The organism is Lysobacter oculi (assembly GCF_003293695.1).
GTDB lineage: Bacteria > Pseudomonadota > Gammaproteobacteria > Xanthomonadales > Xanthomonadaceae > Solilutibacter > Solilutibacter oculi.
Genome location: NZ_CP029556.1, coordinates 1,152,173 through 1,169,444, shown reverse-complemented (window position 1 = coordinate 1,169,444; position 17,272 = coordinate 1,152,173). Strand labels below are relative to the sequence as shown.

Sequence of the window (17,272 nt, the reverse complement as noted above, 5' to 3'; positions counted from 1 at the left end):
AAACGCGGCGATGCAGGCGATGGCAAGCCGGCGCATCACGCCACCGGCCGCTTGAAGATGGCCAGCGGCGTGCCGGTCATCGGGTTGGCGTTGAAGCTCACCAGCTCCCAGCCCTGGCGGCCGAGCAGGGCGAACTGTTCGGCCAGTTTCTTCTCGTTGAACGTGCCCCACATGTTGGTCGGCATGTTCACGATGTTGTATTCCCATCGGGCGCTCATGGCGATGCTCCTTCGGTCAGGCCTTGCGGCGCTTGAGGTACAGGCGGGTCGGCTCCATCAGGTTGCTGCGCAGCGCGGCAACCAGCTCCCAGCCTTCGGCGCCCATCTCGTTGAGCGTGCTCTCGATCTTCTCGCCCGGTCGCCCGGCGATCTGCGGCGTGATGTCGATGACTCGGTATTCCCAGCGTTCGTTCATGGCGTGTCTTCCCCGGGTGGGTTGGGTGTGTCGGGTTGTTTCAGGCGACCGGCGCGGCGCAGCGCGTCACGCAGGACGTATTCGATCTGGGCGTTGACGCTGCGCAGTTCGTCGTCGGCCCAGCGCTGGACTTCGGCCAGCACGGCGGCGTTGATGCGCAGCGGGTAGGCCTTTTTCTCGCTCATCGGGCGCCGGGCCCCACGTTGAAGCGGCGCACGTGCCACCACATCGACAGCGCCAGCGCGTTGACGATGACGGCCAGGGCCAGCACCACCTGCAGCACGCGGCGGCCGTCGCTGCCGGCCCAGTGCAGGCCGAGCGCGCCGAGCAGGATGGCGATGCCGACCAGCGCCATGCGGACCGCCAGCCCGCGCGAGGCGGGCCGCGCGTCCTTCGCCAGCCATGCGGCGACCGCGATCGCCGGGAAGCCGGCGAGGGCGAGCAGCAGGGGCGCGATCCCCATCATCAGTACAGCGTGCCGGCGTTGACGATGGGCTGGGTGGCGCGTTCGCCGCAGAGCACGACCAGCAGGTTGCTGACCATCGCCGCCTTGCGTTCCTCGTCCAGGTGGACGACACCGTTCTTCTGCAGCTCGGCCAGGGCCATTTCCACCATGCCCACCGCGCCGGCGACGATCCGCGTGCGGGCGGCGATGATCGCGTTGGCCTGCTGGCGCTGCAGCATCGCCTGGGCGATTTCAGGTGCGTAGGCGAGGTGGCTGATGCGGGCGTCGAGCACGGAAACGCCGGCATCGTTCAGGCGTTCGGCCAGTTCTTTTTCCAGGTGGGCGGAGATCTCGCTGGCGTGGCTGCGCAGGGCGAGCTGGCCTTCCTCGTGCTGGTCGTAGGGGTAGCTGGTGGCCATCGAGCGCAGCGCGGCTTCGGACTGGATGTGCACGAAGCTCTCGTAGTCATCGACGTTGTAGACCGCCTCCGACGCATCCACCACCTGCCAGACGATGACCGCGGCGATTTCGATCGGCGAGCCGTCCAGCTCGTTGACCTTGAGCTTGCCGCTCTCGAAGTTGCGCACGCGCATCGACACCTTGCGCTTGGCGTAAAAGGGGTTGTTCCAGCGCAGGCCGTTCTCCTTGACCGTGCCCACGTACTTGCCGAAGAAGTTCAGCACCGCGGCCTGGTTCGGCTCGACCATGTACAGGCCGATGAGCATCAGCAGCGCCAGCGTGCCCAGCACCACGGCCAGCACGATCTTCAGCACGTGGCCGCCGACGATGCCGGTGAATCCGATCCAGCCGGCCACGAGCATCGCGAGCAGCAGGCCCAGCAGGACCGGCACGCCGGGCAGGGAACGGATGACTTTCTCTTTCATGGGGGTGGCTCCAGAGGATTCGAAAGAAAGATATCAAATTGATATCTTTTTTCAAGCGGCAATGCAGCAGGATGCGCCCCGCGGGCTAATGTCTTTCAAAACAATGGGTTGAAGCGCGGTATCAACGCTCGTAGGGCAGATACAGGATCGGAGCCGGGCTGAATTCGCCGGTCGCCAGGATGCCCTGGCCGCTGCGCGAGAACGCCACGGCCTCCGGTTGCGGCAGCAGGGTCATCGGCACCACCAGCGGCGGATGGGTCACGGCCTGCGCCCAGCTCTGCCCGTCGCGGCGCGGGTACACCAGCAGGTTTGAGTAGGTCAGCACGGCGATGGCATCGCGCTGCGGGCTGATGTCGGCGGCGGTCACCTGGCTGCGCAGCCGCGCCACCGCCGGATTGATGCGACGCGCCTCGGAATCGGCCTGCGGCACCCCGGCCAGCGTGCCGGCCAGCTTGGCGGTGAGGGTCTTGGGCTTGCCGCGCGTGCCGTTCGCCTCGGGGCGCAGCGGCAGGGTGTAGAGCTGCGGCGGCTGGCGCTTCTTGGTGACCAGCAGGATCTCGTTGCGCGTGGCATCCACCGCCACAGCCTCGCAATCACGCGCGCCATCGGGCCAGCGGAATTCCAGCGACCAGGCCGGCTTGAGCGTGCCGCCGGCTTCGGCATCGGTGGGCTCGATGAAGGCGTGCACCGACATCGTCTTCCTCACCCCGCCGTTGTCGCCGGTATCGGCCACCAGCAGGTAAGGCGTGCCGTCCAGTTCGAAGCTGGCGATGTCTTCCCAATCCACCTTCTTGATGCCGTCCACCTTGAAGGTGCCGAGGCGGCGGCCGCGGCGGCTGATGGCATAGAGGTTGGCCGGGTTGCCGCTGTCGTCGATGGCCCAGAGCACGTCGTCCTGGCGGCGCGATGCGCTGATGCCGCTGATCTCGTCCAGCGCGCCATCGGTGACGAGCCCGGCGATCTGGGTCTCGGGCAATTCGTCCGGGTTGCCGCAGCCCGCGAGCGCGATGGCCAACACGCAGGCGAGCAGGGCGCCCGCAGCGTTGGAGGCAGGGAAGGGCATGGGCCAAGGATGACAGAAGCGGCCATGCGCATAAACTGACCGCCGTCATTTTCCACGGCTCCCCGCATGACCACGATCGGCACCCCGTTGACCCCCGGCGCGACTCGCGTCCTGCTGCTCGGTTCGGGCGAACTGGGCAAGGAAGTCGCGCTGGAACTGCAGCGTTTCGGGGTGGAAGTCATCGCCGCCGACCGCTACGCCGATGCGCCGGCGATGCAGGTCGCGCATCGCAGCCACGTGCTGGACATGCTCGATGGCGCGGCGCTGCGGGCGCTGGTCGAAGCGGAGAAGCCGCATCTGGTGGTGCCGGAGATCGAGGCCATCCACACGCCGACGCTGGTCGAGCTGGAGCGCGACGCCGGCCTGCGCGTCATCCCCACCGCACGCGCGGCCTGGCTGACGATGGATCGCGAAGGCATCCGCCGGCTCGCCGCCGAAACGCTCGGCGTGCCGACCTCGCCGTACCGCTTCGTCGACACCCATGCCGAATACCGCGCCGCCATCGAGGCCATCGGCCTGCCCTGCGTGGTCAAGCCGGTGATGTCGTCCTCCGGCAAGGGCCAGTCCACGGTCCGCACCGACGCCGACATCGACACCGCCTGGGACTACGCGCAGACCGGCGGCCGCGCGGGCGCGGGGCGCTGCATCGTCGAGGGCTTCGTCGACTTCGATTACGAGATCACCCTGCTCACCGTGCGCCATGCCGGCGGCACCGCGTTCTGCGCGCCGATCGGCCACACCCAGGAGCACGGCGACTACCGCGAGAGCTGGCAGCCGCAGCCGATGTCGCCGCGGGCGCTGCAACGCGCGCGCGAGATCGCCGGCAAGGTGTCGGCGGACCTGGCCGGATGGGGCGTGTTCGGCATGGAATTCTTCGTCAAGGGCGACGAGGTCTGGTTCTCCGAAGTCAGCCCGCGCCCGCACGACACCGGGCTGGTCACGCTGGCCTCGCAGACGCTGTCGGAATTCGCGCTGCACGCCCGCGCCATCCTCGGCTTGCCGGTCGGCGCCGATGCCGGTGGCAGCATCCCGAACCTGTCGCCGGGCGCCTCCTGCGCGGTGCTGGCCGAAGGCCACGGCGTGCCGGTGTTCGATGATGTCGATGCCGCGCTCGCGCATCCCGATACCGCCCTGCGGTTGTTCGCCAAGCCGCGCGTGGCCGGACAGCGTCGCGTGGCGGTCACCCTGGCGCGTGCAGAGTCGGTCGATGTGGCCCGCCGGCTGGCCCGCGACGCCGCGTCCGCACTGCTGGTGCGGCTGGCCTGAACCCGAGGAGCAGGGAGTGACGATGAGCGAAGACAAGAACCAGATGACGGCCAGGACCGACTGGTCCGGCAAGCCCGCCGCCGATGCACAGCCGGTCAAGCAGACGGTGGCGCCGCCGGTGCCGATGGAAGCCGCCGCCGCCGGCGAACCGGCGCCCACCGCGGAGCACAAGGAAGCCGCCGCCCCCAAGATCGCGCCCAACAGCGGCTACGCGGTGTTCTTTTTCCCCAACGCGCTCGAGGCGCTGGGCACGGTCATCAAACCTTACCTGCAGACGGAGAACGGTGAGCCGCATCTCCTCTGCCGCGAGGTGGACACCGGCGGCGCCTTCATCGAACTCACCGTCGATGGCCAGTCCGCGGAGGGAGCGCCGCAGCAGGTGGAACTGATGGTGCCCTCCAACATGGTCCGGCTGATCATGTCGGTGCACAGCGACGGTGTGTTTGGCTTTGCCCGGCCCAGCGCGAACAGGCTGAACTACTGAGTCAGTCGGCGACCACGTCCGCCCACACGGCGTGGTGGTCGCTGCCGTCGGAGAAGCGCGCGGCTTCGTTGGCTTTCGACGGCCAGGCCACGCCGGCATCGCGCACTCGGAGTCCGCGCGAAGGCAGCACGTAGTCGATGCGCAGCGTGCCCGCCCGGGGCCCGAAGTCGCCGGTATGCACCGCTGTGTCGCCTTTGCGCGGCAGGCCGTAGAGGCGCGCCTGCTCGGGCGCGCCACTGCTGCGCGGGGCCGGGTAGTCGAGCACGCGCGGGTGCTTCAGCAATTGGTCTATGCCGCCAGGGCGCGAGTCGCCATCGATCGGGTCGGCGTTGAGGTCGCCGGCGATCACGAAGTTCGCATCGTCGCCCAGGCCGCCGCAGCGTCCGGCGTCGTCGCACAGCCACGGCTGCGGGCGCCCGGACACGTAATCGGCCCAGAGGCGGATCTCGTCGGCGTTGCGCGCGCCGTTGCGGTCTTCCGGCCCGTCGAAGGTGGGCGGCGTGGGATGCGCAACGAGGAAATGGATCTCGCCCTGCGGCGTCATCACCGGCACATCCCAATGTGATTTGGAGGACAGGCGAAGCTGCTTCCACACGTTCTCGGCGTAGAACGGGCGGCCGGTCTTCGGGTCCCGTGGCACGCGCGCGCCCGGCATCGACGACCACTTCAGCAGCCGGAAGCTGCGGACGCGGGCGATGTCGAGCGGATATTTCGACAACACCAGCATCCCGTACTGGCCCGGGTGCAGGCCGTAGCCCCAGGCGTCGTTGCCACGGGCGCGCCCGGTCTTGCCGACCTGGCCGTCGCCGTCGATGTCGAGCCCGCTGGCGACGCCGGTGTTCACTTCGGCGAAGTAGCGGAACGGGTAGTCGAGCGGCGTGCCACCGAACTGCGCGACGCCGAGGTAGTCGCGCTGGAACAGGTCGGCGGCGCGGCCTTCGCGGTCGTAGTCGAATTCGTTGAGCAGGACCACATCGGGGCGCACGCGCTGCAGCACGGCGGCGATCTTGCGGGCCTCGGCATCGCCATGCTGCAGCCGCTTGACCAGGCCGCCGTCCTCGTCGCTGTAGAGCGAGGTGTTGTAGGTGGCGAAGCGCACCGCCGGCATCGCCTCGCGGATGGCGCGCGACATCTCGCCGGGCAGGCGTTCCAGCGCGCGTACATCGGGCGTGCCCTGCACGTTGATGCGCAGGCAGGCGGCGCAGGCGAGGGCGGCCAGCCCGATCAGGCCAAGGCGGAAGTGGCGGTTCATGGGTCGAGATACTCCAGCGGGTGCCAGCGCTGGCCATCGTAGCCGTCGAGCGGGCGGAACCGGCGCTTGTAATCCATCTTGGCGTGGCCGGCGATCCAGTAGCCCAGGTAGAGATGCGCGAGGCGTTCGCGTCGCGCCCATTCGATCTGCTGGAGGATGGCGAAGGTGCCGAGCCCGCGCGTGGCTTCGTCGGGGTCGTAGAAGGTGTAGACCGCCGACAGCGCCTGCGGCAGCAGGTCGGTGACCGCCACCGCCAGCAGCGAGCCGGTTTCGCCCTCCACCTTGCGGCGGATTTCCATGAAGCGCGTCTGCGACCAGCTGCCGGCCAGGAACTGGTCGAACTGCACCGCGCCGTGGTCATCCATGCCGCCGCCGCGATGCCGCTGGCCCAGGTAGCGCTGGTAGAGCGCCAGTTGCTCGTCGGTGCGTTCGGCAGGCAATACCCGCGCGACCAGGTCCGCGTTGCGCTTCAAGTTGCGGCGCTGGCTGCGGTCCGGCTGGAACAGCGCGACCGGCACCCGCACCGCCACGCACAGACGGCAGCCATGGCAGTTGGGCCGGTAGACCAGGTCGCCGGAACGCCGGAACCCGAGTTCCAGCGCGCGTGGATAGATCTGCGGCAGGCGCGGCTCGTTGGGCTCCACCACCAGATCGCGCGCGGGGCGGTCATGCCAGTAGCCGCATTCGTGCTCGCCGGTCTGGAAGATGCGGATGTCGTGGTCGGGGTGGGCATCGGCACGCATGCAGCGAGGATAGCGGCGTGCCGTCGCAGGATGGGCGACCGCCCGCAGCCTGAACGCGCCGGCCGTGCGGTCAACCACCGCCGCGCCGGGGCGTTGACCGGACATCACCCACCTGCACTGGAGCAGATGATGTCCCGTTCACGCACTCTCCTCGCGCTGGCCGTTGCCGGCGCCCTTGCCGCCGGTGCCGCCATCGCCGCCCCGCAGGCCGCGACACCCGCAGCCGCCGCCAAGCCCGGCAAGGTCAAGCTCGACAGCAACAACGACGGCGTCATCGACCGCGCCGAAGCCGCCAAATTCCCGCGCCTGGCCGAACGCTTCGACCAGATGGACCGCAACAAGGACGGTCGCCTGTCCGCCGACGAACGCCCGATGCATCGCGCCATGAAGCGCGGCATGCGCGGTCACCACGGCATGGGCATGAAGACCAAGCTCGATACCGACAAGGACGGCCGCATCAGCCGCGCCGAAGCCGCCGCCGCGCCGAAGCTGGCCGAGCGCTTCGCGCAGATGGACGCCAACAAGGACGGCTATCTGGATCGCGCCGACCGCGAGGCGAAGATGCGCGAACGCCGCGCCCAGTGGTTCAACGAGGCCGACAGCAACCGCGATGGCCAGATTTCCCGCGCCGAATACGACGCCGCCCACGCCAGGCGCATGGCCGAGCGCCAGCAGCGCATGAAGGACGCGCCGAAGCGCTGATCCGCGAGACCGGATTCCCGGGGATGGGAATGGCCCGGCAGACCGCAGGACGCGGCTGCCGGGTTTTTTATTGCGCCGAGGTCAGCGGCGGGTGCTGCCGGTGACGCGCCAGTCGTGGCCCTGGCGTTCCACGTCGAAACGCTGGTCGATCCGCATCGCGCCCTGGTGCACGCGCATCCGCACCGTGCCGACGCCGGAGCCGTCGGTCATGTATTCGTCGATGTCGATGCGGGGCAGTTCCGTGCCTTCGCCGCAGCGCGCGGCGTCGGCCAGCTTCGGCTTGCCGGCCTTCGCCAGCAGTTCGATGACGCGTTCGGAAGGCGCCTCCTCATCGACACGCACGCAGGCTTCATCGATGCTGCGTTCACGCACGGCGCGGGCGATCAGCAACGTGGCCAAGGCCGAAGGCACATCGACCCGTTGCACAACCGGCGCGGCGGTGCGCGCGGCCAGGACCTCGGGCCCGCGAATGACCGGCGTGGCCGGGGATGACGCGACCGGCGCAGTCGCCACCGGTGCAGTCGGGCGACGCTGCCAGAGCGTGATCAGCGCCATGGCGAAGGCGATGCCGATCAGCAGCAACACCTTGAGCCGGCCGGGGCTCAGCCAGCGCTTGGCCGGTCCCGAGGCCGCACCACCGACGCGCAGATGCTCGGGCAGGAAACTGTCGCGCTGCTGGTCGGGCCGCGTGCTGTCGAGCAGGCCGGCTTCGCGCAGCATCGCGCGGGCCTGCGGCTGGTCCTCGGAGCGCAGCACCCAGACCGCCGCGTGGTTGCCTTCGCCGCCGCCTTCGCGATAACTGATGCCGCGGTCGAACTTGCCGCGATACGAGCGGCCATTGCTGATCTTGGTGGCGATGCCGGCGTCTTCGAGCAGCTTCGCGACCGCTTCCACATTGGCCAGGCGCGGGCTGGTGAAGACCTGGCGCATCAGCCGGCGTCCTTGAGCACGCGGACCATGCCTTCCTGCGCGGTGCTGGCGACGAGGTGGCCATCGACATCGAACACCTGGCCGCGCGCGAGGCCGCGGGCATCCTGCGCGCTCGGGCTGTCGATGGAATACAGCAGCCATTCGTCGGCGCGGAACGGGCGGTGGAACCACAGCGCGTGGTCGAGCGAGGCCATCTGCACGCCCGGCTGGTAATAGCTGATGCCGTGCGGGAAGTTGGCGGTGCCGAGCAGGTGGAAATCGCTGGCGTAGGCGAGCATCGCGCGGTGCAGCTCGGGCGCGTCGCCGATGCGCTCGGTCAGGCGGAACCAGACCTGCTGGAACGGCGGGCGCTTGGGCGGGTTGAGCTCGTCGCGCGGATAGACGTGGCGGAATTCGAACGGCCCGGCGCGGTCCAGCCAGCGCTGGATCTTGATCGGCAGCGTTTCCAGCACGTCATCGGGGACCGGATCGTTGGGCTGCAGGTCTTCGGGATGCGGCACTTCCGGCATCGACAGCTGGTGGGTGACGCCTTCCTCGTGCTTGTGGAAGGAGGCGGCGGCGAAAAAGATCACCTGGCCGTGCTGGATGGCAGTGACGCGGCGCACCGAGAAGCTGCCGCCGTCGCGCGTGCGGTCGACGTTGTAGACGATCGGCGCTTCGATGTCGCCCGCGCGCAGGAAGTAGGCATGCAGCGAATGGGCATCGCGCGGATGCGCCTCGTCGATGGTCGCCTGCGCCGCCGACAGCGACTGCCCCAGCACCTGCCCGCCGAACACGTATTTGGTGCCGATGTCGCGGCTCTGGCCACGGAAGAGGTTGTCTTCAAGGCGCTCGAGCGCGAGCAGGTCGACGAGTTCGGACACGGGTGAAGTCATGCGGGGGCGATGGCGGCGGAAAAGGCCGCCCATTGTAGGCGGCCCCGTCGCGACATCAGGAAAACAGGCGTCGCAGCGGCAGCGCATCCAGCACGCGCGGCCAAGGGAAAAGCGGGCCCGGGTCACGTTTGCGGCGCACCTTCAAGGCGGGATCGTCGCTGGCCTCGACCTGGTCGGTGTCCAGGTCCTCGTGGCCGGCGATGGCGTCGATGGACGGAAAACGCGCCCGCAGGTCGCCGAGCAGGACCAGCAGCGCTTCGATCTGCGCCTCGGTGTACGGCAGGTCCATCGCCTGGTGGCGCGAATCCAGCCAATGCGGAAAGCGGCCGGTGTTGACCAGCTCGATGCCCAGGCTGCGCGCGTTGCGCCCGCGCACGTGGTGGGCGACGCGTGTCTCCGGCACCCAGCGTTCGATGCGCCCGTCGCGGTCGATGTAGAAATGCCCGCTGTTGCCGCTGCCCGACTGCGGATACAGCACGCGCTCGCCGTACTCGCGCGCGGTGGCCAGGTCCGGCAGCTCGGTGCAGTGGATGACGACGAGGTCGATGTCGGTCGCTGCGCGTGCATCCAGCAGTTCGGCGTAGGGCAGGGGACGGTCGATGATGTCGGGGGCGGCGTGCATGCGCGGATGCTAGCAGCCGGCCCGTCCGCGCTGGCCCGCCGCCTACAATGGGCGCATGAAAGGCCATTGCATCCTCTCCCACGGCTTCGAAAGCGGCCCCGACGCCACCAAGGTCACCGCGCTCGCCGAAGCCGCCGACGCGCTCGGCTGGACCCACGAGCGCCCGGATTACACCGACCTCGACACCCGCCGCGACATCAGCGAACTGGGCGATGTCCCGGCCCGCCTGCAACGCCTGCTCGCGCTGGCGCAGGACGCCGCCCGGCGTGGCCCGGTGGTGCTGGCCGGCTCCAGCCTCGGTGCCTACATCTCCGGCCTGGTGTCGCTGCAGGTGCCGGTCGCCGGCCTGTTCCTGATGGCGCCGCCGATCCGCATGGGCACGGCGCATCCGCTCGATGCCGCGCCGGTGCCGACCTCGATCATCCACGGCTGGCGCGACGAGCTGATCCCCGCCGATGAAGTGGTGATGTGGGCGCAGGCGCGCCGCGACCGGCTGTTGATGGTCGATGACGCGCATCGCCTGACCGAGCATGTGGAGTCGTCCAAGCTCGCCTTCGCCGCCCTGCTCGCGGGGCTCTGAGGCGCGATGAAATTCTTCGCAAGCTGCGGCAAGGGCCTCGAATACCTGCTCGCCGACGAGCTGCTCGCGCTCGGCTGCGCCAAGGCGACCGCCACCATGGCGGGCGTGAATGTCGAAGGCGAGGCCATCGACGCACAACGCGCCGTGTTGTGGTCGCGCTTCGCCAGCCGCGTGCTGTGGCCGCTCACCGAGTTCGACTGCCCCGACGAAGCCGCGCTCTACGCCGGCGCCCGCGCCATCGACTGGACCGCCCACCTCGACGCCGGCATGACGCTCGCCGTCGACGCGCATGTCTCCGGCGAAGGCATCACCCACGCGCGTTTCGCCGCGCAACGGGTCAAGGATGCGGTGGTCGATGCGTTGCGCGAGGCGACCGGCGCGCGGCCTTCGGTGGATGCCGAATCGCCCGACCTGCGCATCAACCTGGTCGTGCGCAAGGGCCGCGCGATCGTGTCGATCGATCTCTCAGGCGGGCCGATGCACCGTCGCGGCTGGCGCGCAATGCAGGGCGAGGCGCCGTTGAAGGAAAACGTGGCGGCGGCCGTGCTCGCACGCGGCGGCTGGCCCAGGCGCTACCACGACGGCGGCGCCCTGCTCGACCCGATGTGCGGCAGCGGCACGCTGCTGGTCGAAGGCGCGTTGATGGCGGCCGATGTCGCCCCGGGCCTGCAGCGCCACGGCCTGCGCCTGCCGACCTACTGGAAGGGTTTCGACCGCGACGGCTGGCATGCGCTCCACACCGAAGCCGAGGCGCGGGCCAAGGCCGGCATCGCCGCGTTGCGTCCCGCGTTCTTCGGGCGCGACCTCGATTCGCGTGCCATTGATGCCGCCCGCCGCAACGCGGAAAACGCGGGCGTCGCATCGGCCATCGTCTTCGACGTGCGCGAGATGGCGCACCTGACCGCACCGCCGGCCGACAGCGGCCTGGTCGCCTGCAATCCACCTTACGACGCCCGCCTGGCCGCCGATGCCGCGCTCTACCGGCAGTTGGGCGATGTGCTGAAAACCGCGGTGCCCGGCTGGAGCGCCAGCTTGCTTTGCGGCGACGACGAACTGGCGCGGGCCACCGGCCTGTTCGCGCGCAAGCGCTACCAGATCTTCAACGGCGCGATCGAATGCACGTTGATCGTGGTCGATCCGCTGGCGCCGCCGGAACGCGTGGATGTCGCGCCGCGCCCGCTGTCGGAGGGCGCGCAGATGGTCGCCAACCGCATCGACAAGAACCTACGCAAGCTCAAGAGCTGGTGCAAGCGCGAGGGCATCGAATGCTTCCGCGCCTACGACGCCGACCTGCCGGAATACGCCGCTGCCATCGATGTCTATCGCGAAGCGGACAACGGAGAGACCTGGCTGCACGTGCAGGAATACGCAGCGCCGAGTTCCATCCCCGAAGCGCTGGCCGAACGCCGCCTGGGCGATCTGCTGGCCGCCGCGCGCCGCGCCTTCGACGTGCCGAAGGAACGCGTCGCCATCAAGACCCGCGCCACCGGCAAGGGCGGCAGCAAGTACGGCCGCTTCGCGCGGACCGGCGAGTTCCTGACCGTGCGCGAGGGCCCGTCGCGGCTCAAGGTCAACCTGTTCGATTACCTCGACACCGGCCTGTTCCTCGACCATCGCCCCTTGCGCATGCGCATGGCGAAAGAGGCGCAGGGCAGGCGCTTCCTCAACCTGTTCTGCTACACCGGCGTGGCCAGCGTGCAGGCGGCGATGGGCGGCGCGGCGCAGACCACCAGCATCGACCTCTCGGCGACCTACCTCGACTGGCTCGCCGACAACCTGCGCGAGAACGGGCAGGGCGGCAGCCGCCACCGCATCGCCCAGGCGGACGCGATGGAATGGCTGGAGTCCGAGCGCGGCGATTTCGACATCATCTTCTGCGACCCGCCGACCTTCTCCAATTCAAAGCGGGCGGATGATTTCGATGTGCAGCGCGACCACGTGCGCCTGCTGCGCGCGGCGGTGGCGCGGCTGGCCCCGGAGGGCGTGCTGTATTTCTCCAACAACTTCCGCCGTTTCAAGCTGGATGAGGCGGCGGTGGGTGAATTCGCGCAGGTCGAGGACATCAGCGCCTCGACCATTCCGCTGGATTTCGCCCGCAACCCGCGGATCCACCGCGCGTGGCGGATCATCCGCCGCTAGAGGCCGCGCTCAGAAGCCGAGCGCGGAGATCTGCGTGTAGGTGCGCTGCAGGCCGGCGTCGTCGATGACCTGGATGTTGATGTAGGCGACGCGCCCGTTCGGCAGCGTCACCGAGGTTTCGCGCGCGACGATCTCCGGACGCGCGGCGATCTCGGTGCGGTACCACCAGGTGTTGCTGCCATTGACCATGGTGGATTCGGCGCGCAGCCGGCGGATGGGTTCGAACGGCGATTCGTTGCTGACCATGATGGTGAAGGGCTGGCCGCCGGCTTCATCGGTGGCCTTGCAGAACAGCAGGTCGGGATTGTTGACCTCTTCCCAATGCAGGGCGGCATTTGCCGGCAGTCGCGGGCATTGCGCGGCCTGCTGGGCCCGTGCCGGCGACAGGCCGGACAGCGCCGCGAGCGCGAAAACGAGAGATGCGGTGACAGTGGCTTTCATCGGTCCCCCAAAGACCTAACCCGATGGCCCTATGGCTAGCCGGTTTTGCTGCGTTGCGTCAACGCCGGGGGATGGTAATCGCGATGCGCGTCACATAAATGCCGCGTCAGGGCGCCCGGGTGACCGACAGCGTGGCCGTCGGCGGTTCCTTCCAGTCCAGCGCCTTCAAGGCCACCTGCCAGCTGCCGAAGCGCGTGCTGTTGGGCGCTTTCTGCAGGTTGCCGGGGTCGCTGTTGAGCGTGGCGCTGGCGGCGCTGCCCGAAGCCGGCTCCCAGCGCAGTTCGATGTCGGCATCCCCGGCGCGGATGCATTGCACGTCGGGCCGGCAGCGCGAGTCGGCGACAACGCGGACGTAGGTCAGGGTGCTGCGGTCGGGCAGGGTCAGCGACTGGCCGACGCGGAGCGCGTGCTCACCCGGCACGCGCACGCTGCCGGCCTGGCCGGACGGCGCGCCATTGCTGCCCGGGCTCTGGCAACCGGCGAACGCGATGACACAGGCAAGGATGAGCGGGCGCATGGCGGGGGTCCTTGGGAAAGTCGGGTCGATTCAGCCAGCGCCGCCCAGAAGGTCGGGTGAACGGACGATCTCCACCGCGCCGCGCCGCGAGGCGATGCGGTCGGCCAGCCGCGTGGGTTCGGGCAGGCGATAGCCGGCGACGAAGCGCATCACCAGCTCCGGCGCGGAGGCCATGGACACGCGATTCCCCGGCGAGACGAACAGCGGCAGGCAACCCACCTTGCTGCGCAGCGCCCAGCCGATCTGTTCGCCCGGCGTGGTGGTTTTCGATGGCAGGCGCAGCGGGGTGAACGCGCCGCGCATGTCGTGGAGGGAGGCGAATTCGCCGACCAGCTTCTTCTTCGCCACGCCGATGGCGGGCAGCCCGGTGATCACGCCGAAGTGCGCGGCGATCCCGAGCCGGCGCGGATGCGCGATGCCGTGGCCGTCGACGAAGGCGAGATCCGGCAGCTGCGGCAGGCCGCGCAGGGCTTCGATCAACGCCGGCAGTTCGCGGAAGGAGAGCAGGCCGGGGATGTAGGGCATCGCCGTCGGCAGGCGCGCGACATGCGCGGCCAGCGGCTGCATCGACACCGCATCCAGCAGCACGGCGGCGGCGCGGGCGGTGGCCCCGCCATCCTCGAAACCCACATCGAAGCCGGCGACGGTCCGCAGCTGCTTCGGAAAGCCGTCGCGCAATTTGACCTGCGTGGCCAGCTCGCTCTGCAACGCGCGCGCGGCACGCACGTCGCCATCCCACTGCGGCGCTTCGATATAGATGCTCGGTTCGACCATCGGACGAGTTTACGCCCCGAGTTGTTCCGGCCCTTCATGGACACCGGGCAACAAAAAAGCCGGACCCGCATGGCGGTGTTCCGGCTTCCTCGATTGACCTTGCGATGGTGGAGCCAGGGAGGATCGAACTCCCGACCTCGTCATTGCGAACGACGCGCTCTCCCAGCTGAGCTATGGCCCCGTCGCAGGGTCAGGCGGCAGTTTAAACCGCGTCGGGGGCCGATGCCAGCCCGTCCGGGCGCGCGCGGCCTTCCACCATCGCGGTTGCGGAGACATCGGCGGTGACGTTGCCGAGCGTGGCGAACACGTCGGGGATGGTGTCGACCGCGAGCAGCAGCCCGAGCGGGTCGATCGGCAGGCCGAGCGCCTGCGTCACCGGCATGTTGGTCGCCATGAAGCTCACCTGGCCGGGCAGGCCCACCGAGCCCAGGCTCACCACCACCGCCAGCAGCACGGCGGTCGCCCACTGCAGCGGGCCGACATCGATGCCATAGGCCCAGGCCACGAATGCGGCCACGCCGATGTACTGGATCGGGCTGGTCAGGCGGAACAGCGACACCGCCATCGGCAGCACCAGCGAGACCGTGGGCAGCGGGATGCGCAGCTTGCGGCCGGCCACTTCGATCATCGCCGGCAGCGAGGCCAGCGAGGACTGCGTGCTCATCGCCACCGCCTGCGCCGGGAAGATGGCGCTGGCGAACTGGGTCAGCGAGCGGCCCGTCCACAGCTTCACCAGCGGGTAGAGCATCGCCGTGGCGATCAGATAGAGCACGCACAACATGGCGATGTAGATGCCGAGCGCGCGCAAGGTATCCACCCCGGCCTGCGCGGTCACCGCCAGCACCAGCGCGAACACGCCGAGCGGGGCGACGGCCAGCACCCAGCGCACGATCACGATCATCACGTCGGCGATGGCGTGCACCAGTTCCAGCAGGCGTTCATGGCGATGCGCCTCGATGCGCGTCAATGCGAATCCGAAGAACAGCGAGAACACCACCAGCGGCAGCATCGCGCTGGCGGCGGCCGCGGCGATGGCATTGCTGGGGATGATGCCGGTCAGCCAGTCGGCGGCCTTCGGCGCATCGACGCTGGCGACATCGCCCGCGCCTTTCAGCGCGTCCAGCAGCGCCGGGCTGTGCGGCATCAGCGACAGGAAGGCGGGCGCGGCGATGGCGGCGAAGGTGGCGGCGAACGTCAGCACCACCAGGAAGATGGCGATGGCGCGGCGTGCGATGCGGCCCGATGCTGCGGCATCCCGCGCGGTCGAGACACCCAGCACCACCAGCGTGCCGACCAGTGGCACCACGGTCATCTGCAACGCGTTGAGCCAGAGCTTGCCGATGGGCTGTGCGATGCCGGCGACCGTCGCGCCGAGGTCCGGCGAGATCCACGCGAGCAGCAGGCCGATGATGGCGGCCGCGGCGAGCGCCAGCAGCACGCGGGTGGTGGCGGAGAATGGCAGCGTCATGGGCGGGACTCAGCGGAAGGAAGTGCGGGCGGGGAGTTGCCAGGCCGCCTGGCGCGCATCGTAGGCGGCGTCGGGCATCAGCACGAAGGCGGGGTGGTCATCGGGTTTGAGCCAGCCGACCAGTGCCTGCATCGCCGCTTCGTCCATCGCTGTGCAGCCGGCGGTGGTCTTGTCGGGATTGCCCCAGAGGTGGGCGAAGATGCAGCTGCCCATGCCGGCCACGTTGCGCGGGTTGTGCTCGATGACGAAGCCGAGCCTGTAGCGGTCGTCGCCCTGCTTCGCGAGGTCGAGGCGCATCCGCTCGCTGGAGCCTTCCACCGCCGCCTCGCCGACCTCGCGGCTGTCGACGATGCGGTTGTAGAGCGGTGACGCGGGCACATCCATGCACCAGTTGGTGGCCTGCATCTGCCGGTAGTCGAGCGCGGTGCGCGCGCTGTCCGCATAGCCGAACGCCATGCCGATGCCGAACACGCCGGCCGGGTTGCGGCCATCGCCTTCGCGCTTCTGCGGGCCGTCCGCCTGCGCACCGTGCAGGCCGATGCCCCAGGCGCTGCCGGCGCGACCGAGCATGACCGGCGTGGCCGCGCCGACCTGTTTCCAATCCGCGCCATCGCGCTCGAAGCGCCGCATCGTGCCGCGCACGGCATCCCAATCCGCGCTGGTCACCACGACCAGCTGCCGCGCGTTTGACCACGGCAGGGAGGGAGATGAAGAGGCGGTCGGCGTGCCTGCGCAGGCAGTGAGCAGCGACATCGCCAAGGCCATCAAGGCGAAACCGCGCAGGCGGGATAACAGGCGTGTGGAAGGGGTCATGGCGAGAGTATCTCCTGCATGCGCTCCAGGTTGGTATTGACCGCGGCCAGGCGTTGCGCGCGCGCGTCGCAGAGCAGCACGAAGATCAGGTCGAGCAGGTGCTGCAGCGCCGCCTGGTAGAGCAGGGGCGCGATGTGGGCGCGGTCGTCGTGCGCGGACACCAGCAGCGCGAGATCGGCCTGCGCGCGCAATGGGTTGGCGGAATGCCGGGTCACGCTGATCACATGGCCGATGCGCGGCTGGAAGTCCTGCAGCATGCGCGTCAGCATCGGTTGCTGGCCCTGCTCGGAGAACACCAGCAGCACGTCGCGCTCACCGGCACCGGACAGGCCCGCCGCCATCAGCGCCGGGTCGAAGTGGTGCACCGCGAGGATGCCGAGCAGCGAGAGTTTCATCGCGAACGCACGCGCGGGGATGCCGTCTTCGCCCAGCCCGATCACGAACACGGCGTTGGCGCGATGGATGGCGTGGGCAATCGCGTCGATGTTCTCCGGCGGATTGAGCAGGCGGGTTTCCTGCTCGGCCTGCGACTTGCCGCGCCACAGTTCATCGGCCACCTGTGCATGGGGATGTGGCGGCGGAACCGGTGCCGCGTCTTCGTGGATGCCATGGCCGTTGCCGTTGCCGCCTTCGCGCGCCAGCGCTTCTCCGATGGAGAACTTGAGGTCCGGATAACCCTTGAAACCCAGCTTCTGCGCGAACTTGACGATGGACGACTGGCTGATGCCGAGCGCATCGGCCAACTGCTGCGAGGAATAGTCGCGGAGGAAATGCGCGTTCTCGACGATGTGGTCGGCGATTCGCCGCTCCATCGCCGACATGCGGTCACGCTCGGCGCGGATGCGCAGCAGCGGCATGGT

21 protein-coding genes, 1 tRNA gene and 1 pseudogene are annotated in these 17,272 nt (G+C 69.1%); 5 read left to right on the top strand and 18 right to left on the bottom strand.

The window, feature by feature from the left end; translation table 11 throughout:
• Positions 1–35: 35 nt before the first annotated feature.
• From DCD74_RS05645 to DCD74_RS05620, 6 genes are all read right to left on the bottom strand, one after another.
• The gene (locus DCD74_RS05645; RefSeq protein ID WP_112926461.1) at positions 36–218 is read right to left on the bottom strand and encodes a DUF4177 domain-containing protein; all 183 of its coding nucleotides are present in this window, start codon (positions 216–218) and stop codon (positions 36–38) included.
• A gap of 16 nt (positions 219–234) precedes the next feature.
• Complete coding sequence (locus DCD74_RS05640; RefSeq protein WP_112926460.1) at positions 235–414, bottom strand: DUF4177 domain-containing protein; 180 nt, start codon at positions 412–414, stop codon at positions 235–237.
• Positions 411–599 (bottom strand): Arc family DNA binding domain-containing protein, encoded by a 189-nt coding sequence (locus DCD74_RS05635; RefSeq protein WP_112926459.1) that lies wholly within the window; start codon positions 597–599, stop codon positions 411–413. The genes DCD74_RS05640 and DCD74_RS05635 overlap by 4 nt, the downstream gene beginning before the upstream one ends.
• The gene (locus tag DCD74_RS05630) at positions 596–877 is read right to left on the bottom strand and encodes a hypothetical protein (RefSeq protein WP_112926458.1); all 282 of its coding nucleotides are present in this window, start codon (positions 875–877) and stop codon (positions 596–598) included. The genes DCD74_RS05635 and DCD74_RS05630 overlap by 4 nt, the downstream gene beginning before the upstream one ends.
• Positions 878–879: 2 nt before the next feature.
• Entirely contained in the window at positions 880–1,743 is an 864-nt protein-coding gene (locus tag DCD74_RS05625) for an SPFH domain-containing protein (RefSeq protein WP_112926457.1), read from the bottom strand.
• A 121-nt stretch (positions 1,744–1,864) separates the two neighbouring features.
• Complete coding sequence (locus tag DCD74_RS05620) at positions 1,865–2,806, bottom strand: SdiA-regulated/phytase-like domain-containing protein (RefSeq protein WP_112926456.1); 942 nt, start codon at positions 2,804–2,806, stop codon at positions 1,865–1,867.
• 66 nt (positions 2,807–2,872) lie between these two features.
• Between DCD74_RS05620 and purT the strand changes: the two genes are divergently transcribed.
• Both purT and DCD74_RS05610 read left to right on the top strand, forming a co-directional pair.
• Positions 2,873–4,072, top strand: a complete 1,200-nt coding sequence (purT, locus tag DCD74_RS05615) for a formate-dependent phosphoribosylglycinamide formyltransferase (RefSeq protein ID WP_112926455.1) — start codon at positions 2,873–2,875, stop codon at positions 4,070–4,072.
• A gap of 22 nt (positions 4,073–4,094) precedes the next feature.
• Entirely contained in the window at positions 4,095–4,556 is a 462-nt protein-coding gene (locus DCD74_RS05610) for a hypothetical protein (RefSeq protein WP_112926454.1), read from the top strand.
• A 1-nt stretch (position 4,557) separates the two neighbouring features.
• Here the strand turns inward: DCD74_RS05610 and DCD74_RS05605 are convergent, their stop codons facing one another.
• Positions 4,558–5,688 (bottom strand): endonuclease/exonuclease/phosphatase family protein, encoded by a 1,131-nt coding sequence (locus DCD74_RS05605; RefSeq protein WP_237049690.1) that lies wholly within the window; start codon positions 5,686–5,688, stop codon positions 4,558–4,560.
• Between the two features lie 116 nt (positions 5,689–5,804).
• Positions 5,805–6,625 (bottom strand): annotated as a pseudogene (locus tag DCD74_RS05600) (arginyltransferase).
• A 55-nt stretch (positions 6,626–6,680) separates the two neighbouring features.
• Here DCD74_RS05600 and DCD74_RS05595 point away from each other — a divergent pair.
• Positions 6,681–7,253 carry an EF-hand domain-containing protein gene (locus DCD74_RS05595; RefSeq protein ID WP_112927686.1) on the top strand — a complete coding sequence of 191 codons (573 nt, stop codon included), beginning with the start codon at positions 6,681–6,683 and terminating at the stop codon, positions 7,251–7,253.
• A gap of 81 nt (positions 7,254–7,334) precedes the next feature.
• Here DCD74_RS05595 and DCD74_RS05590 read toward each other — a convergent pair whose 3' ends face one another.
• The 3 genes from DCD74_RS05590 to DCD74_RS05580 are packed head-to-tail and all read right to left on the bottom strand — an operon-like array spanning position 7,335 to position 9,680.
• Positions 7,335–8,183, bottom strand: coding sequence for a putative signal transducing protein (locus DCD74_RS05590; protein ID WP_112926451.1), 849 nt, complete (start codon positions 8,181–8,183; stop codon positions 7,335–7,337).
• A complete protein-coding gene (locus DCD74_RS05585) occupies positions 8,183–9,058 on the bottom strand; it encodes an acyl-CoA thioesterase (protein ID WP_112926450.1) in 876 nt (291 codons plus the stop codon). The genes DCD74_RS05590 and DCD74_RS05585 overlap by 1 nt, the downstream gene beginning before the upstream one ends.
• Before the next feature lie 55 nt (positions 9,059–9,113).
• Entirely contained in the window at positions 9,114–9,680 is a 567-nt protein-coding gene (locus tag DCD74_RS05580; RefSeq protein ID WP_112926449.1) for an N-acetylmuramoyl-L-alanine amidase, read from the bottom strand.
• A gap of 55 nt (positions 9,681–9,735) precedes the next feature.
• Here DCD74_RS05580 and DCD74_RS05575 point away from each other — a divergent pair, with 55 nt between their 5' ends.
• Positions 9,736–10,260 (top strand): alpha/beta family hydrolase, encoded by a 525-nt coding sequence (locus DCD74_RS05575; RefSeq protein WP_112926448.1) that lies wholly within the window; start codon positions 9,736–9,738, stop codon positions 10,258–10,260.
• Between the two features lie 6 nt (positions 10,261–10,266).
• Positions 10,267–12,399, top strand: coding sequence for a bifunctional 23S rRNA (guanine(2069)-N(7))-methyltransferase RlmK/23S rRNA (guanine(2445)-N(2))-methyltransferase RlmL (gene rlmKL, locus DCD74_RS05570; protein ID WP_112926447.1), 2,133 nt, complete (start codon positions 10,267–10,269; stop codon positions 12,397–12,399).
• A gap of 9 nt (positions 12,400–12,408) precedes the next feature.
• Here rlmKL and DCD74_RS05565 read toward each other — a convergent pair whose 3' ends face one another.
• The 7 genes from DCD74_RS05565 to DCD74_RS05535 all read right to left on the bottom strand — a co-directional run bounded on the left by DCD74_RS05565 (position 12,409) and on the right by DCD74_RS05535 (position 17,269).
• On the bottom strand, positions 12,409–12,840 hold the full coding sequence (locus DCD74_RS05565; protein WP_112926446.1) for a hypothetical protein: 432 nt from the start codon (positions 12,838–12,840) through the stop codon (positions 12,409–12,411).
• Between the two features lie 106 nt (positions 12,841–12,946).
• Positions 12,947–13,357, bottom strand: coding sequence for a hypothetical protein (locus tag DCD74_RS05560; RefSeq protein ID WP_112926445.1), 411 nt, complete (start codon positions 13,355–13,357; stop codon positions 12,947–12,949).
• A 30-nt stretch (positions 13,358–13,387) separates the two neighbouring features.
• On the bottom strand, positions 13,388–14,131 hold the full coding sequence (nfi, locus tag DCD74_RS05555; protein ID WP_112926444.1) for a deoxyribonuclease V: 744 nt from the start codon (positions 14,129–14,131) through the stop codon (positions 13,388–13,390).
• Positions 14,132–14,236: 105 nt separating this feature from the next.
• Positions 14,237–14,312: transfer RNA gene (locus DCD74_RS05550), tRNA-Ala, on the bottom strand.
• Between the two features lie 21 nt (positions 14,313–14,333).
• Positions 14,334–15,599: a dicarboxylate/amino acid:cation symporter gene (locus tag DCD74_RS05545; protein WP_112926443.1), complete on the bottom strand. Its 1,266-nt coding sequence runs from the start codon at positions 15,597–15,599 to the stop codon at positions 14,334–14,336.
• Positions 15,600–15,608: 9 nt separating this feature from the next.
• A complete protein-coding gene (locus DCD74_RS05540; RefSeq protein ID WP_112927685.1) occupies positions 15,609–16,364 on the bottom strand; it encodes a L,D-transpeptidase family protein in 756 nt (251 codons plus the stop codon).
• A gap of 44 nt (positions 16,365–16,408) precedes the next feature.
• Positions 16,409–17,269, bottom strand: a complete 861-nt coding sequence (locus DCD74_RS05535) for a MurR/RpiR family transcriptional regulator (protein ID WP_112926442.1) — start codon at positions 17,267–17,269, stop codon at positions 16,409–16,411.
• Positions 17,270–17,272: the final 3 nt, after the last annotated feature.

Coding starts and splice junctions, on each gene's coding strand:
- rlmKL (WP_112926447.1), top strand. CDS start 10,267: ATGAAATTCTTCGCAAGCTGCGGCAAGGGCCTCGAATACCTGCTCGCC.
- DCD74_RS05595 (WP_112927686.1), top strand. CDS start 6,681: ATGTCCCGTTCACGCACTCTCCTCGCGCTGGCCGTTGCCGGCGCCCTT.
- DCD74_RS05625 (WP_112926457.1), bottom strand. CDS start 1,743: ATGAAAGAGAAAGTCATCCGTTCCCTGCCCGGCGTGCCGGTCCTGCTG.
- DCD74_RS05575 (WP_112926448.1), top strand. CDS start 9,736: ATGAAAGGCCATTGCATCCTCTCCCACGGCTTCGAAAGCGGCCCCGAC.
- DCD74_RS05630 (WP_112926458.1), bottom strand. CDS start 877: ATGGGGATCGCGCCCCTGCTGCTCGCCCTCGCCGGCTTCCCGGCGATC.
- DCD74_RS05605 (WP_237049690.1), bottom strand. CDS start 5,688: ATGTCGCGCGCCATCCGCGAGGCGATGCCGGCGGTGCGCTTCGCCACC.
- DCD74_RS05540 (WP_112927685.1), bottom strand. CDS start 16,364: ATGGCCTTGGCGATGTCGCTGCTCACTGCCTGCGCAGGCACGCCGACC.
- DCD74_RS05585 (WP_112926450.1), bottom strand. CDS start 9,058: ATGACTTCACCCGTGTCCGAACTCGTCGACCTGCTCGCGCTCGAGCGC.
- DCD74_RS05560 (WP_112926445.1), bottom strand. CDS start 13,357: ATGCGCCCGCTCATCCTTGCCTGTGTCATCGCGTTCGCCGGTTGCCAG.
- DCD74_RS05610 (WP_112926454.1), top strand. CDS start 4,095: ATGAGCGAAGACAAGAACCAGATGACGGCCAGGACCGACTGGTCCGGC.
- DCD74_RS05545 (WP_112926443.1), bottom strand. CDS start 15,599: ATGACGCTGCCATTCTCCGCCACCACCCGCGTGCTGCTGGCGCTCGCC.
- DCD74_RS05565 (WP_112926446.1), bottom strand. CDS start 12,840: ATGAAAGCCACTGTCACCGCATCTCTCGTTTTCGCGCTCGCGGCGCTG.
- DCD74_RS05535 (WP_112926442.1), bottom strand. CDS start 17,269: ATGCCGCTGCTGCGCATCCGCGCCGAGCGTGACCGCATGTCGGCGATG.
- DCD74_RS05635 (WP_112926459.1), bottom strand. CDS start 599: ATGAGCGAGAAAAAGGCCTACCCGCTGCGCATCAACGCCGCCGTGCTG.
- purT (WP_112926455.1), top strand. CDS start 2,873: ATGACCACGATCGGCACCCCGTTGACCCCCGGCGCGACTCGCGTCCTG.
- DCD74_RS05645 (WP_112926461.1), bottom strand. CDS start 218: ATGAGCGCCCGATGGGAATACAACATCGTGAACATGCCGACCAACATG.
- DCD74_RS05580 (WP_112926449.1), bottom strand. CDS start 9,680: ATGCACGCCGCCCCCGACATCATCGACCGTCCCCTGCCCTACGCCGAA.
- DCD74_RS05590 (WP_112926451.1), bottom strand. CDS start 8,183: ATGCGCCAGGTCTTCACCAGCCCGCGCCTGGCCAATGTGGAAGCGGTC.
- nfi (WP_112926444.1), bottom strand. CDS start 14,131: ATGGTCGAACCGAGCATCTATATCGAAGCGCCGCAGTGGGATGGCGAC.
- DCD74_RS05640 (WP_112926460.1), bottom strand. CDS start 414: ATGAACGAACGCTGGGAATACCGAGTCATCGACATCACGCCGCAGATC.
- DCD74_RS05620 (WP_112926456.1), bottom strand. CDS start 2,806: ATGCCCTTCCCTGCCTCCAACGCTGCGGGCGCCCTGCTCGCCTGCGTG.